Below are 15047 nucleotides of genomic sequence, written 5' to 3'. Positions count from 1 at the left end.
ATTGGTAATGGAACCTAGTGAAGATCAAAAGCTAGCAGACGAATGGGCTGCAGCACTTGGTGAAGATCCTTCAGCGCCGTCAATTGATGTTGATGATGTGCTTGCGGCACCACTTGATGAGCTAACCGATTCATCATCTCCGATTTCTGAAGATGAGCGTCGTAAGCTGGATACCATTATGGATATTCCAGTGACTATTTCGATGGAAGTTGGTCGCTCTCAGATCAGTATCCGTAATTTACTTCAGTTGAACCAAGGTTCGGTTGTTGAGCTAGATAGAATTGCTGGTGAGTCACTGGATGTGATGGTAAACGGTACCTTGATTGCTCATGGTGAAGTGGTTGTGGTGAACGACAAGTTTGGTATTCGTTTGACTGACGTTATTAGCCAAACAGAACGAATTAAGAAGCTGCGTTAATGAGCTTTTTGTCTCAAAGACTTGCGGGCTCTTTTCTCGGAATGACAGGTTTGTTACGAGGAATCTTGGGAGTAGGGCTATTAACGGCTCCTTCCATTGCCTTTGCAGCAACACCGCCTTCTCTCGATTTAGCGACCACCTTTGGGTCGCTAATTTTCGTAATAGCCTTCATTTTATTTATTGCTTGGCTACTCAAGCGAATGCAAGTACCTGCGATGTCGAATCAACAAGGTTTGGCGATTGTTAGGCAAATCCCTGTTGGTACTAAAGAGCGTATCGCTATTGTGCAAGCGGGTGATGAACAGTTCTTGGTAGGGATTACCACACAATCGATTCAGCTGATCTCTAAGCTCGATAAACCTCTTACTCAGGAGATGCTGGAAAAAAGTACATTTTCAAGTCAGCTTTCCCAGCTAATAAAAAAAGATGCAAACAAGTAACGGACTTTTGAACTCCTCTTACTTTCACCAAGCCGGAGCTTTCCGAGCGGTGAAAGTGTGGTTGGTTCAGCTTATTCTCCTATGCTCAATCGTATTCAGTGTGTCGGTATTTGCACAAGCTGAAGACGGCACCGTCATTCCTGCGAATACCGCTGGCTCGGAATCGGTCACTATCAGCACGATGGAACAAGACCAAGCCAAATCGACAACCATGACCACGGGCAGCTTGACTGGCAATGGTGGCGGCATACCTGCCTTTACCATGACAACCAATGCCAATGGCGGTGAAGACTACTCGATTAACCTGCAAATTCTCGCGTTAATGACCATGCTTGGCTTCTTGCCGGCGATGGTGATTTTGATGACATCGTTCACTCGTATTGTGGTTGTGATGTCTATCTTGCGTCAGGCGATGGGTCTACAACAAACACCGTCTAACCAAGTCATTATTGGTATCGCGATATTCTTGACCTTCTTCATCATGTCGCCAGTGATTAATCAAGTTAACGAACAAGCAGTTCAGCCTTATCTTAATGAACAGATATCGGCACGACAGGCATTTGATGTTGCCCAAAAACCGATTAAATCCTTCATGCTCAAGCAGACTCGAATCAAAGATCTTGAAACCTTTGTTGAGATTTCTGGCGCGGAAGTGACTAACCCTGAAGATGTTTCGATGGCGGTTCTGATTCCAGCATTTATCACATCGGAATTAAAAACGGCTTTCCAAATCGGATTTATGCTGTTCTTGCCTTTCCTAATCATCGACTTGGTGGTGGCATCGGTATTGATGGCTATGGGTATGATGATGTTGTCACCGATGATTGTATCGCTGCCGTTTAAGTTGATGCTGTTTGTTCTTGTTGATGGCTGGAACTTGATACTCTCCACACTCGCCGGCAGTTTTGCCTTGTAGCTGGGGGAATAATGAATCCTGAAATATTCGTAGAGTTGTTCCGAGATGCCCTTTGGATGGTATTAATCATGGTTTGCGCCATCATTATTCCTAGCCTGCTGATCGGTTTGGTTGTGGCTGTTTTCCAAGCTGCGACCTCAATCAACGAACAAACCCTGAGTTTCCTGCCGCGTTTGATCGTAACTTTGTTGGCGTTGATGCTATTCGCACACTGGATGACCCAGATGATGATGGAGTTCTTTTTTGAGCTCATCGAACGCTTGCCGCAAGTTCTGTATTAAACCGATATGGAATACCCAACGAGCCTTGTACTAGAGTGGTTAGCCAATTATTTTTGGCCATACACTCGCATCTCAGCGATGCTGATGGTGATGACGGTAACAGGGGCACGCTTCGTGTCGCCGCGTATTCGTCTGTATTTAGGCTTGGCGATCACTTTTGCGGTGATGCCTGCGATTCCGGCCGTTCCCAAAGAGATTGAACTTCTGTCCTTTCAAGGCTTCCTGACTGTCTTCGAGCAAATTGTGATTGGCGTGGCCATGGGTTTTGTTACCCAGTTCATGATTCAAACCTTTGTTATGCTGGGTCAGATCCTCGGTATGCAATCGAGCTTGGGTTTTGCATCAATGGTCGACCCGGCTAACGGGCAAAACACGCCGGTACTTGGTCAGCTGTTCATGCTGCTAGCGACCATGTTTTTTTTGGCGACCGATGGTCACTTGAAAATGCTGCAGCTGGTGGTGTTTAGTTTTAAGACCTTGCCGATTGGCAGTGGCTCTCTAACCTCTGTGGATTTTCGAGAGCTCGCGTTGTGGCTCGGCATCATGTTCAAAACGGCATTAGCGATGTCATTGTCGGGGATTATTGCGCTGCTAACGATTAACCTTTCTTTTGGTGTAATGACGCGTGCGGCACCTCAATTAAACATCTTTTCTTTGGGTTTTGCATTTGCGCTACTCGTGGGTCTGTTACTTTGTTGGTACATCCTTGGCGGCTTGTATAGTCACTATGAGCTATTCTGGATGCAGGGCGAACAACAGATATGTCGTCTAATCCGGTTAGATTGCTAGGAGACTGAAATGGCAGAGTCAGACGGTCAAGAACGCACAGAAGACGCCACGCCCAAACGCTTGCAACAGGCCAAAGAGAAAGGGCAGGTTGCAAGGTCAAAAGAGCTAGCGTCAGCATCGGTATTAATTGTCGGTGCGATTGCTTTAATGTGGTTTGGCGAATCGATGGCGAAGGCTTTGTTCGAGGCGATGCAACGCCTGTTCTCTTTGAGTCGCGACGAGATCTTTGACACTAACAAACTCCTAGAAATCGCTGGTGGTGCACTGGTGAACCTGCTGTTCCCGCTGTTTTTGATACTGATAACTTTGTTTGTTGCTGCCGTCATCGGCGCTGCGGGTGTCGGTGGGATTAACTTCTCAATGCAAGCGGCGATGCCAAAGGCGTCTAAGCTCAACCCACTCAGTGGTATCAAGCGTATGTTTGGCCTGCAAAGTTGGGTTGAACTGCTCAAGTCTATTCTTAAAGTAGCGCTCGTATCGGGGATGGCGATTTATCTGATTCAAGCCTCTCAGCATGATTTAATGCAGCTGAGTATGGATGTGTACCCGCAGAACATCTTTCATGCCTTGGATATCTTGCTCAATTTCATCCTGTTGATCAGCTGCTCACTGCTGATTGTGGTGGCGATTGATATCCCGTTCCAGATCTGGCAACACGCCGATCAATTGAAGATGACCAAACAAGAAGTCAAAGACGAATTCAAAGACACCGAGGGTAAGCCTGAGGTGAAAGGTCGAATTCGCATGTTGCAAAGGGAGGCGGCTCAGCGTCGTATGATGGCCGATGTGCCGCAAGCGGACGTGATAGTCACCAACCCAGAGCACTTCTCAGTGGCGCTGCGCTACAAGCAGAATCAAGACAAAGCACCAATTGTGGTTGCTAAAGGTGTCGACCACATGGCGATGAAGATCCGAGAGATTGCGCGTGAAAATGACATCTATATCGTTCCAGCGCCGCCATTGGCGAGGGCGCTTTATCATACCACTGAGCTAGAACAACAAATTCCTGACGGTCTGTTTACAGCAGTTGCACAAGTGCTTGCATATGTTTTCCAGCTTAAACAGTACCGAAAACGAGGTGGTGAGCGACCAAAGCTGCAAGATTCTAATATGCCGATCCCACCTGATTTACGTCATTAGATCAATTGCTTGAGCTCTGCGTGATGAACCCTGATAATAGCGAGCTAGCTAATCTTCCTTTTATAGAGGTGATGGCGATAATTTGACGTGAGATGTTGGTACAGTGTTTGCTGTAGTAGCCTGAACATTATAAGCCCATAGCAAACAGCCCTGACTAAGACCTAATCCACTTGTTCAGAGAGCTACAACATAGCGAAACTGTCTAGATTTATGAAATTCTCCCTGCCTTTTGTGGACAAGCTACCTAAAATCCCTAACCGTGCCATGCCTGCGATTGGTGCACCTATTATGGTACTTGCAACGCTTGCTATGGTGGTGTTGCCCATTCCAGCTTTCTTGTTGGATATGTTCTTCACCTTCAACATTGCACTGTCTATGGTTGTGCTACTGGTCTCGGTATATACCCGCAGGCCTTTAGACTTCGCTGCATTCCCGACCGTCCTGCTGATTGCGACTCTACTTCGATTGGCCTTGAACGTTGCTTCGACACGTGTGGTATTGCTCCATGGTCACGAAGGTGGCGACGCGGCAGGTAACGTGATTGAAGCCTTCGGTAACGTGGTTATCGGTGGTAACTATGCGGTAGGTCTAGTGGTGTTCTTGATTCTTATGATCATCAACTTCATGGTTGTAACCAAAGGTGCGGGTCGTATCTCGGAAGTAAGCGCGCGTTTCACGTTAGACGCCTTACCGGGTAAACAGATGGCAATCGATGCCGACTTGAACGCAGGTTTGATCGACCAAGACCAAGCGCGTCTGAGACGTTTTGAAGTCACCAAAGAAGCTGACTTCTACGGTTCGATGGACGGTGCTTCTAAGTTTGTTAAAGGCGATGCGATCGCTGGTATCTTAATCTTATTCATCAACATCATTGGTGGCTTGAGCATTGGTATGGCTCAGTTTGATCTTGGTTTTGGTGAAGCAATCGAAATCTACACGCTACTGACTATCGGTGATGGTCTGGTTGCACAAATTCCATCTCTATTACTGTCTATTGCAGCTGCTATGATGGTAACGCGCCAAAATACTGATGAAGATATGGGTGAGCAACTTGTCTTCCAGATGTTCGACAATCCAAAAGCCTTGATGATCACCGCCGCCATCCTTGGCATCATGGGTATTGTTCCGGGTATGCCACATTTCTCGTTCTTGAGCCTTGCCATCGTTGCAGGAGCGGGGGCGTATTACATCGATAAAAAGAACAAGAAGAAGGCGGAAGAGCCTAACCTTCCGGCGACAGTTGAAGCGAATGGAGAAGTAGGCTCTCAGAAGGAGCTCTCTTGGGATGATGTTCAACCTGTCGATATTATTGGTTTAGAAGTGGGTTACCGTTTAATTCCTTTGGTTGATAGAGACCAAGGTGGTGAATTGCTTGAACGCGTTAAAGGTGTGCGTAAAAAGCTGTCTCAAGACTTTGGTTTCTTGATCCCAGCGGTACACATTCGCGATAACCTAGAACTGACACCAAACAGCTACCGTATTACCCTGATGGGTGTTGCTGTGGGTGAAGCTGAGATTAAGCCAGACATGGAGCTCGCGATTAACCCGGGCCAAGTCTATGGCATGATCGATGGCGAGCCGACGATTGACCCTGCCTTTGGCCTTGAAGCGGTTTGGATTCGTGAAGAGCAGCGTGAACACGCACAAGCTCTAGGTTATACCGTTGTAGATTCTTCTACAGTACTGGCGACACACCTTAGCCAGCTGCTAACCAACAACGCATCGCAGCTCATTGGCCACGAAGAAGTTCAGAACTTACTTGAGATGCTCAGCCGCTCAACACCTAAGCTGGTGGAAGGTTTTGTACCGGATCAATTGCAGTTGGGTGTGGTTGTGAAAGTGCTACAGAACCTGCTGAATGAAGCGATTCCAATTCGTGACATTCGAACCATAGTCCAAACTTTGTCGGAGTATTCAGGTAAGAGTCAAGAACCTGACATACTTACTGCGGCGGTTCGCATCTCATTGAAACGATTAATTGTTCAGGAAATCAATGGTATAGAGCCCGAGTTACCAGTGATAACCTTGATTCCTGAGCTGGAACAAATCTTGCATCAAACCATGCAGGCATCCGGCGGAGAATCTGCTGGTATTGAACCTGGTTTAGCCGAACGTTTACAGACCTCTCTCAGCCACGCTACACAAGAGCAAGAGCTGAAAGGTGAGCCCGCGGTACTATTGACCTCTGGCGTGTTGCGTTCGACTCTGGCTAAGTTCGTGAAGAACACGATCCCAAGCTTGCGAGTCTTGTCTTACCAAGAAATACCGGACGAAAAGCAGATACGTATAGTACAAGCTGTTGGTAATTAAGTCGCCTAATTAGAACGGACAATCGAATTGAAAATTAAACGATTTTTTGCAAAAGATATGCGAACGGCTCTGCTCCAAGTTAAAGAAGAACTTGGTTCAGAAGCGGTGATCATGTCTAACAAAAAGGTCGCAGGTGGCGTGGAAATTGTTGCCGCTATTGATGGCGAATCCAGCCCGTCGACAGCGAGCCAGAGATTAAATAAACCTCAGCAGCCTGCACAAAGCCAATATACGCAAATGGCCGCGCCCGCAGCTCCTGCTGGGCGACGTCAACTAGACGATGACAAGGTTAGCCTACAGTCGAATGTTGAAGGTGGACGCTCAATGACTAAGCGCTTTGCGAATATGCTTAAGCAATACAGTCATGGCGCCGATGATGAGCCACAGCATCGTGCAGAAAATGAAGATTCATTGTCAGCATTGCTCAATCGCCAATCAAGCACGGGCCATAAGCCTCATAGTCATCAGACTCAAAGCAATTTGCAGTCTCATGGCCATCAGCAATCTCACGGTAACCAACAGTCTCACGGAAATCTTGATTCTGCATTTGCTCGTGAAACGGGTTTGTCTAAGTTGATTGCTGAAGACCGCAGAGTAGAGCGCCCGACACCTCGCTTGGATCCTACCCGTTATGATCGTGGTCGAGAGAACACTCAGTCCAAAGGTTCTGATACTGAAATGGAAACGATGCGCGAAGAGATGACCTCAATTCGTCGTCTGTTAGAGCATCAAGTTTCTGGGTTGATGTGGCAAGAAGTTGAGCGCCGTGAACCACTGAGAGCCATGCTTATTAAGCGCCTTGAACGTATGGGTGTATCTGCAGAGCTTGCCGATCAAATGGCTTGCTACATTCCTGAAGATACTAAACCTGCACGTGCATGGAAGGCTCTGTTAGCTCTGGTTGCTGACCAAATCTCCGTTACACAAAAAGATATTTTAAAACGCGGCGGTATTGTGGCTCTACTTGGCCCAACCGGCGTGGGTAAAACAACGACTGTTGCAAAGCTAGCTGCACGTGCTGCCATGGAATATGGCGCTGATAACGTCGCACTAGTGACAACTGACACATATCGTATAGGTGCACATGAGCAGTTATCGATCTACGGCCGAATTATGGGTTGTCCTGTAAGAGTTGCTAAAGATTCTAGCGAACTGGCCGATGTAATATATCAGTTACGTAATCGTCGCCTGATTCTGGTCGATACTGCAGGCATGGGACAACGAGATGTTCGCCTATCTGAGCAGTTAGACACATTGATGCAAGAGAGTGGTTCCGTTATCAATAGCTACCTTGTGTTGCCTGCAACCGCGCAACGCAAAGTGCTGCAAGAAACAATTGAACACTTTAGAAGAATCCCGTTGTCGGGATGCATCATGACTAAGCTGGATGAATCCCTAAGTCTAGGTGAATTCATCAGTGTCGTAATACAAAATGCATTACCAGTTGCTTACATAGCAAATGGTCAACGAGTTCCTGAAGATATCGTTATAGCTCAGCCAAAGTACATGATTGCTAAGGCTAATGAGCTATTAGAAAAATCTACAGAGAATGAACCTCATTACTGGAATAGCGATTCTGAAGGGCTCTAGGCGGCGGATAAATATGAATGAAAATATGATACATGACCAAGCTAGCGGCCTCCGTCGCTTAACCAAGCCTTCACTCACAAAAGTTATCGCTGTAACCGGTGGTAAGGGAGGCGTTGGTAAATCTAATGTGACGTTAGGTATGGCTATTTGCATGGCGCGCCAAGGCAAAAAAGTCATGGTGCTAGATGCCGATTTAGGACTAGCGAACGTCGATATCATGCTAGGTATTCGTTCTAAACGAAACCTTGGGCATGTGTTGGCTGGCGAATGTGAACTTAAGGATGCGATTGTCGAAGGGCCGCACGGAATTAAAATTATTCCAGCGACATCGGGCACTCAAAGCATGACTGAACTATCACACGCACAGCATGCTGGTTTGATTCGCGCATTCGGTTCGCTTGAAGACGAGATGGATATCTTGTTGGTTGATACCGCAGCCGGTATTTCGGACATGGTGATCAGCTTCTCAAGAGCGGCGCAAGACGTGGTTGTCGTGGTATGTGATGAACCTACCTCGATCACGGATGCATATGCTTTGATTAAGCTTTTAAGCAGAGAACACCAAGTTCAGCGATTCAAAGTTGTTGCAAATATGGTCAGAAGCTACCGCGAAGGCCGAGAATTATTTGCAAAGTTGACTTTGGTCACAGAGCGCTTCTTGAATGTGAGCCTCGAACTCGTAGCATGTATTCCTTTAGATGATAAAGTACGTCAATCAGTCAAGAGACAGAAAATCGTAGTCGATGCGTTTCCTCGCTCTCCAGCTGCATTGGCAATCAGCTCTTTGGCTAACAAAGCCTTGACCTGGCCAATACCAAAAACACCGAGCGGACACTTGGAGTTCTTTGTTGAAAGGCTGCTGAATCGTACTGAATTTATAGAGGAACCATTTGGTGAATAAAGCGCTTACTTACGACCAACACGCTAATCACAATAGCCAACAGGCTTTTTTTGAGAAGTACTCTGTGTTGGTTAAACGTATCGCTCATCACTTGTTGGGGCGATTACCGCCTAATGTATTGGTTGATGACTTAATTCAAGCTGGCATGATCGGCTTGATTGAAGCGCAACAAAACTATGATGGTACCAAAGGCGCAAGCTTTGAGACGTATGCTGGTATTCGGATTCGCGGGGCAATGTTGGATGACATTCGCCGTGGGGACTGGGTGCCGAGATCGGTTCATAAGAACAATCGAGAAATCAGCAGTGCAATTGCGGAATTAGAGGGTATCCTCAACCGCGACCCGAGTGATGCCGAAGTGGCAAAACACATGGGGCTCAGTTTAGAGCAGTATCACAGTGCTTTAACTGACATTAATTGCTCAAGACTGGTTGGAATTGAAGATTTAGGCGTCTCAGATGATGTAATATCTCCGAATGAAGACTCTCAAGATAATACGCCTTTTCAAGGGGTTGCTGATGAGTCATTCCGCCAAGCTTTGATCGATTCGATAAAACAACTTCCGGAAAGGGAAGGCCTTGTGCTTTCGCTTTATTACGACGAAGAGCTCAATTTAAAAGAGATTGGGGAAGTGTTAGGTGTCAGCGAATCTCGTGTCAGCCAAATACTGAGCCAATCTATGCAGCGTTTACGCACTAAGTTAAGTGCTTGGACACAGAACGACTAACAACACTGATCCTATTCAGTGGAGGCTAATTTGAACAAAAACATGAAAATTCTCATTGTTGATGATTTTTCAACGATGCGCCGAATTGTTAAAAACCTACTTCGCGATTTAGGTTTCAACAACACTCAAGAAGCAGATGATGGCTTGACCGCGTTACCTATGCTGAAAAAAGGCGAATTTGATTTCGTGGTAACTGACTGGAACATGCCAGGCATGCAAGGGATTGACCTGCTTAAACACATTCGCGCAGACGCAGAACTTAAGCACCTTCCAGTGCTTATGATCACAGCTGAAGCGAAGCGTGAGCAGATCATCGAAGCTGCGCAAGCGGGTGTTAATGGTTACATTGTGAAGCCTTTCACTGCCGCAACGCTGAAAGAGAAACTTGATAAGATTTTTGATCGCTTATAAGCATCAATAAATTTAGGCACTTCTAGGTAAACACTGACTGATAAGTTATCTGTTTATCTCGATAGCCTAAGCGCACAAAGTATGCGGAGTAAGGCCGAATTCAGGATGATTTCATTAGAACAAGCAAAAAAATTAGTAGAGCTGCTTGAGAACGATGAGCAGCAAAATGCTGATTCTCTTGTGAGAAGCATTTATGAAGATAACTTTAGTCTTCAAGACAATCCAATGCTTCAAGAAATAGGAAGTCTGACACGCGACCTCCACGACTCTTTGACTCAATTCAATTTCGATGAACGCATCAGCGTTATCGCAAATGACGAAATCCCTGATGCAAGGGATCGCCTTCAGTATGTCATTGATAAAACGGAAGTTGCGGCAAATAAGACGATGGACGCTGTCGATCGCTGTATGCCAATCGCAGACAACCTACACGAGTGTTTACTTCAAGTAAGGCCTCAATGGAATGAACTGATGCATGGCCGCATTGAGCTGGCACAATTTAAAGCTTTATGTCACCGCATTGATGGATTGCTTGTCCAAGTAGAAGGCGACAGTACTGAACTACGCGGACAATTGACTGAAATCTTGATGGCTCAGGATTTCCAAGATTTAACTGGGCAGATAATCAGCAAAGTTATTACCTTGGTGAATGAGGTGGAAGGACGTTTGGTCGAGATTCTCACGGTATTCGGTGCGAATCAAAAAGAGCCAACTCCAGAGTCAGAGAAGAAAGCATCGATTGCGCCTGAAGGTCCAATTATGAACCCAGAAGAGCGCGAAGACGCTGTCGCATCTCAAGATGAAGTCGACGATTTGTTATCCAGTCTTGGATTTTAAAGGTAACGTATGAGCTACGATTTAGACGAAGATATTCTTCAGGACTTTTTAGTCGAAGCAGGAGAGATCCTTGAACTCCTATCAGAACAACTGGTAGAGCTTGAGAATAACCCTGACGACAAAGACCTATTAAATGCTATTTTCCGTGGTTTCCATACAGTAAAAGGTGGTGCTGGTTTCCTAGCATTAACTGAGCTGGTGGATACTTGTCATGGTGCTGAGAATGTGTTCGACATTCTGCGAAACGGCCAACGCAGCGTAACATCAGGTTTGATGGATACCATGCTGCAGGCGCTAGATACAGTCAATGTACAGTTTCGCGCCGTGCAAGATCAGGAACCTTTAGTGCCAGCCGACCAATCTTTATTGGATGAACTTCACCGTCTCTGTAAACCAGAGTCTGCGGATGAAGTGGCACCAGTAGAAGCGCCTGCACCTATTATCCCTGAACCTGTTGTTGCAGCGCCTGAGCCTGTTATTGCTCCGGAACCTACAGCTGAAAGCTCAAACATCAATGCATCTTCAGTCGATGATATCTCTGAAGATGAGTTTGAACGCTTGCTTGATGAGCTTCACGGTAAAGGTGGTTCACCAACAGCGCCTTCTGCACCAACACCGCCGCCAGCACCCGCTGCACCTCAGTCTGTTGCTGACAGTGGTGATATTACTGATGACGAATTTGAAAAGTTATTAGATGAATTGCACGGTGCGGGTAAGAGCCCGACAGCGGCAAGTTCAACGCCTCCTCCACCGCCAACGCCGCCAGCAGCACCTGTTTCGGCGATGTCTGAAGGCGATGATCTGATGACTGACGAAGAGTTCGAGAAGTTACTTGACCAACTACATGGCTCAGGTAATGGACCTTCGATTGAAGAATTGGATGCCGCGACTAAGCCAGCAGAAGTTAAGGCAGTAGCACCTCAAGCTGCGCCTAAACCTGCTGCGCCAGTTGCCGTTAAAGCTGAGCCAAAACCGAGCGCTCCAGCAAAAGCTGAAGTTAAAGTGCCGGCTAAGAAGCAACAAGCTGAAGCGACAGTTCGTGTTGATACATCAACACTGGACACCATCATGAACATGGTGGGTGAACTGGTATTGGTGCGTAACCGACTAGTCAGCCTAGGCCTCAACAGCAACGACGAAGAAATGTCGAAAGCTGTCTCTAACTTAGATGTTGTTACTGCAGACCTTCAAGGTGCGGTAATGAAGACTCGTATGCAGCCGATCAAGAAAGTATTTGGTCGCTTCCCACGAGTTGTCCGTGACCTTGCTCGTAGCTTGAAGAAAGACATCGTTCTTGAAATGCGTGGCGAAGAAACGGACCTTGATAAAAACTTAGTAGAAGCACTTGCTGATCCCCTGATTCACTTGGTGAGAAACTCTGTCGATCATGGTATTGAAATGCCAAACGACCGTGTTGCTGCGGGTAAATCACAAACGGGTAAAGTGATTCTGTCTGCCTCTCAAGAAGGTGACCACATTGAACTGGCTATCGTTGATGACGGTGGCGGTATGGACCCTGATAAGCTTCGTGCTATCGCGGTTAAACGTGGCCTGATGGATGAAGATGCAGCGTCTCGCTTATCAAATAAAGAGTGTTTTAACCTGATTTTTGCTCCTGGCTTCTCAAGCAAAGAGCAGATCTCGGATATCTCTGGTCGTGGTGTGGGTATGGACGTTGTGAAAACAGCGATCAACACACTGAACGGCTCTATTGATATTGATTCAGAAATGGGACAGGGCACCAAGATCACCATCAAGGTTCCACTAACCCTAGCGATTCTACCAACCTTGATGGTCGGTGTTGCAGGTCACCCATTTGCATTGCCATTGGCATCGGTTAACGAGATTTTCCACCTAGATTTAAGCCGCACAAACGTGGTTGATGGTCAGCTGACGATCATCGTTCGCGATAAGTCTATTCCGTTGTTCTACTTGCAAAACTGGCTTGCACCTAAAGCGGGTATTGTTGAACTGCGCAAAGGACACGGCCATGTTGTTATCGTGCAACTTGGTAGCCAACGTGTTGGTTTTGTTGTCGATACGCTGATCGGTCAAGAAGAAGTAGTCATCAAGCCGCTTGATAAGCTTCTGCAAGGCACGCCAGGAATGGCAGGCGCGACAATTACAAGTGACGGACACATTGCATTGATTCTAGATGTGCCGGACTTGTTGAAGCAGTACGCAGCAGCGTCAAGAATTTAATTTAAGGATAAATATGGCGATTAAAGTATTAGTCGTTGATGATTCGAGTTTTTTTCGTCGTCGCGTTAGCGAGATCATCAACTCAGAGGCTCGCCTAGAAGTCATTGATGTTGCAGTAAACGGTAAAGAAGCCGTTGAGAAAGCGAAACAGCTAAGACCTGACGTAATCACTATGGACATTGAAATGCCTGTCATGGACGGTATCACTGCCGTTCGTGAAATCATGGCCGCGTCTCCAACGCCTATTTTGATGTTTTCATCGTTAACGCATGATGGAGCGAGAGCAACGTTAGATGCGTTAGATGCAGGTGCTCTCGACTTCTTACCTAAGAAGTTTGAAGACATTGCACGTAACCGCGACGATGCAGTTGCATTGCTTCAACAGCGTGTGATTCAGATTGCAGCAAAGCGTGCGTTTATGCGCCGTGCTCCTATTACGCCGAGAGCGACAGCAACGACTTCAACATCTACGCTATTGCGCCAGCCGATTTCAACAGCAGCTTCGACTTCGACAGCGAAGCCTGCGGTTGCATCTACGGCGAAATTCAGAGCGTCAGGTAAGAAGTATCAATTAACAGCAATTGGTACGTCGACTGGCGGCCCTGTTGCTCTACAGAAGATTTTGACTCGCATCCCTGCTAACTATCCACACCCAATTGTGTTAGTTCAGCATATGCCAGCAACATTCACAGCGGCTTTTGCGAGCCGATTGAACACCTTGTGTAAGATTGAAGTTCGCGAAGCGCAAGACGGTGATGTGTTAAAACCTGGCGTGGCGTATCTTGCTCCGGGTGGTAAACAGATGATGCTGGATGGCCGCGCAGGGTCTGCACGTCTACGAATTATCGATGGCGGCGACCGCATGAACTACAAGCCTTGTGTGGATGTCACATTTGGCTCTGCAGCGAAGATCTACGGCGACAAAGTGTTGTCTATGATACTGACCGGTATGGGCGCAGATGGTCGAGAAGGTTCGCGTATGTTGAAAACTGCGGGCTCGACGATTTGGGCACAAGACGAAGATAGTTGTGTTGTATATGGTATGCCTCAAGCTGTAGCAAAAGCTGGCATTTCTACTGAAGACCTCCCTCTAGACCGCATCGCGGAAAGGATCTTGGTTGAAGTTGGGTTAGCTTAGGTAAATCGAAATGATTGTTTGGAGTGTTGCAAACCAAAAAGGTGGTGTTGGTAAAACGACCTCGACCGTGACCCTAGCAGGTTTACTTGCGTTGAAGGGGCACCGTGTTCTGTTGGTTGATACTGACCCGCATGCATCACTAACCACCTATCTGGGTTACGACTCAGATACGGTGGAATCGAGTCTGTTTGATCTATTTCAGTTGCGTGAGTTTAGCGCGCCGACAGTAAGACCTTTGATTTTACAAACGGAAGTCGAAGGTATCGATATTATTCCCGCGCACATGTCTTTGGCAACATTAGACCGTGTGATGGGAAATCGAAGCGGTATGGGGTTGATCTTGAAGCGTGCTTTGGCCGCTTTGAAAGACGACTATGACTATGTGCTTATCGATTGTCCGCCGATTTTGGGCGTGATGATGGTCAACGCATTGGCTGCCAGTGACCGTATTTTGATTCCGGTACAGACTGAGTTTTTGGCAATGAAGGGCTTAGAGCGCATGATTCGCACTTTGGCTATCATGCAGAAGTCTCGCAAAACACCGTTTAAGGTGACGATTGTCCCGACGATGTACGACAAGCGAACTAAAGCATCACTGCAAACATTAACTCAGCTAAAAGAAGATTATCCAAATCAAGTTTGGACATCCGCTGTGCCGATAGACACTAAGTTTCGAGATGCTAGCCTAAAGCGCTTACCAGCATCTCATTTTGCATCGGGTAGTCGTGGTGTATTTGCTTACAAGCAGCTGCTTATTTATCTCGAAAGGCTGGCGATAAATGAGCGCGAATAAAGAATCAACAATGGCGCGATCAAGTTTATCAAGTGAACAAGCACTTGATGATTACTTTACTGCGCTGTTAGGTGATGAAATGCTGGATTCTGACGAATTTTTTGTTGACGAGACCAGCGATGAGTCATCATCTGCAGAGCCAGAGCCAGAGCCA

15 protein-coding genes and 1 pseudogene are annotated in these 15047 nt (G+C 46.8%); all 16 read left to right on the top strand.

The genetic code is table 11. The features are described 5' to 3' along the window. Positions 1-7: 7 nt before the first annotated feature. Complete coding sequence (fliN, locus tag AB4384_RS17885; RefSeq protein ID WP_004739851.1) at positions 8-418, top strand: flagellar motor switch protein FliN; 411 nt, start codon at positions 8-10, stop codon at positions 416-418. Continuing rightward, entirely contained in the window at positions 418-858 is a 441-nt protein-coding gene (fliO, locus tag AB4384_RS17880; RefSeq protein ID WP_017060675.1) for a flagellar biosynthetic protein FliO, read from the top strand. Before fliN ends, fliO begins: the two co-directional genes overlap by 1 nt. Continuing rightward, positions 845-1774, top strand: coding sequence for a flagellar type III secretion system pore protein FliP (gene fliP / locus AB4384_RS17875; RefSeq protein WP_017064117.1), 930 nt, complete (start codon positions 845-847; stop codon positions 1772-1774). Before fliO ends, fliP begins: the two co-directional genes overlap by 14 nt. 11 nt (positions 1775-1785) lie before the next feature. Beyond that, on the top strand, positions 1786-2055 hold the full coding sequence (gene fliQ, locus AB4384_RS17870) for a flagellar biosynthesis protein FliQ (protein WP_029235191.1): 270 nt from the start codon (positions 1786-1788) through the stop codon (positions 2053-2055). A gap of 6 nt (positions 2056-2061) precedes the next feature. Then, entirely contained in the window at positions 2062-2844 is a 783-nt protein-coding gene (fliR, locus tag AB4384_RS17865; RefSeq protein WP_017060672.1) for a flagellar biosynthetic protein FliR, read from the top strand. Between the two features lie 9 nt (positions 2845-2853). Then, positions 2854-3984 (top strand): flagellar biosynthesis protein FlhB, encoded by a 1131-nt coding sequence (gene flhB, locus AB4384_RS17860; RefSeq protein WP_017064116.1) that lies wholly within the window; start codon positions 2854-2856, stop codon positions 3982-3984. 210 nt (positions 3985-4194) lie between these two features. Continuing rightward, entirely contained in the window at positions 4195-6294 is a 2100-nt protein-coding gene (gene flhA / locus AB4384_RS17855) for a flagellar biosynthesis protein FlhA (protein WP_372129890.1), read from the top strand. Positions 6295-6321: 27 nt separating this feature from the next. After that, positions 6322-7884, top strand: coding sequence for a flagellar biosynthesis protein FlhF (gene flhF / locus AB4384_RS17850; RefSeq protein WP_029235190.1), 1563 nt, complete (start codon positions 6322-6324; stop codon positions 7882-7884). A 13-nt stretch (positions 7885-7897) separates the two neighbouring features. Next, positions 7898-8785, top strand: coding sequence for a MinD/ParA family protein (locus tag AB4384_RS17845; RefSeq protein ID WP_017060668.1), 888 nt, complete (start codon positions 7898-7900; stop codon positions 8783-8785). Beyond that, entirely contained in the window at positions 8778-9512 is a 735-nt protein-coding gene (locus AB4384_RS17840) for an RNA polymerase sigma factor FliA (RefSeq protein ID WP_017060667.1), read from the top strand. Before AB4384_RS17845 ends, AB4384_RS17840 begins: the two co-directional genes overlap by 8 nt. A gap of 42 nt (positions 9513-9554) precedes the next feature. After that, positions 9555-9923 carry a chemotaxis response regulator CheY gene (cheY, locus tag AB4384_RS17835; RefSeq protein WP_016767062.1) on the top strand — a complete coding sequence of 123 codons (369 nt, stop codon included), beginning with the start codon at positions 9555-9557 and terminating at the stop codon, positions 9921-9923. Between the two features lie 105 nt (positions 9924-10028). Further along, positions 10029-10760 carry a protein phosphatase CheZ gene (locus tag AB4384_RS17830; RefSeq protein ID WP_017064113.1) on the top strand — a complete coding sequence of 244 codons (732 nt, stop codon included), beginning with the start codon at positions 10029-10031 and terminating at the stop codon, positions 10758-10760. Positions 10761-10769: 9 nt separating this feature from the next. Next, positions 10770-12962: a chemotaxis protein CheA gene (locus tag AB4384_RS17825; protein WP_017064112.1), complete on the top strand. Its 2193-nt coding sequence runs from the start codon at positions 10770-10772 to the stop codon at positions 12960-12962. Between the two features lie 13 nt (positions 12963-12975). Next, positions 12976-14100 carry a chemotaxis response regulator protein-glutamate methylesterase gene (locus tag AB4384_RS17820; protein WP_372129889.1) on the top strand — a complete coding sequence of 375 codons (1125 nt, stop codon included), beginning with the start codon at positions 12976-12978 and terminating at the stop codon, positions 14098-14100. Positions 14101-14110: 10 nt separating this feature from the next. Further along, complete coding sequence (locus AB4384_RS17815; protein WP_004736223.1) at positions 14111-14893, top strand: ParA family protein; 783 nt, start codon at positions 14111-14113, stop codon at positions 14891-14893. Further along, positions 14880-15047 (top strand): annotated as a pseudogene (locus tag AB4384_RS17810) (chemotaxis protein CheW); the annotation flags it as partial. The gene AB4384_RS17815 and the pseudogene AB4384_RS17810, both read left to right, overlap by 14 nt.

It is taken from the genome of Vibrio sp. 10N.261.51.A4 (genome assembly GCF_041471945.1).
In the GTDB taxonomy this organism is placed as follows: Bacteria; Pseudomonadota; Gammaproteobacteria; order Enterobacterales; family Vibrionaceae; genus Vibrio; species Vibrio crassostreae_C.
The sequence above is the reverse complement of the archived record's forward strand: the minus strand, read 5'-3'. Positions and strand labels throughout refer to the sequence as shown.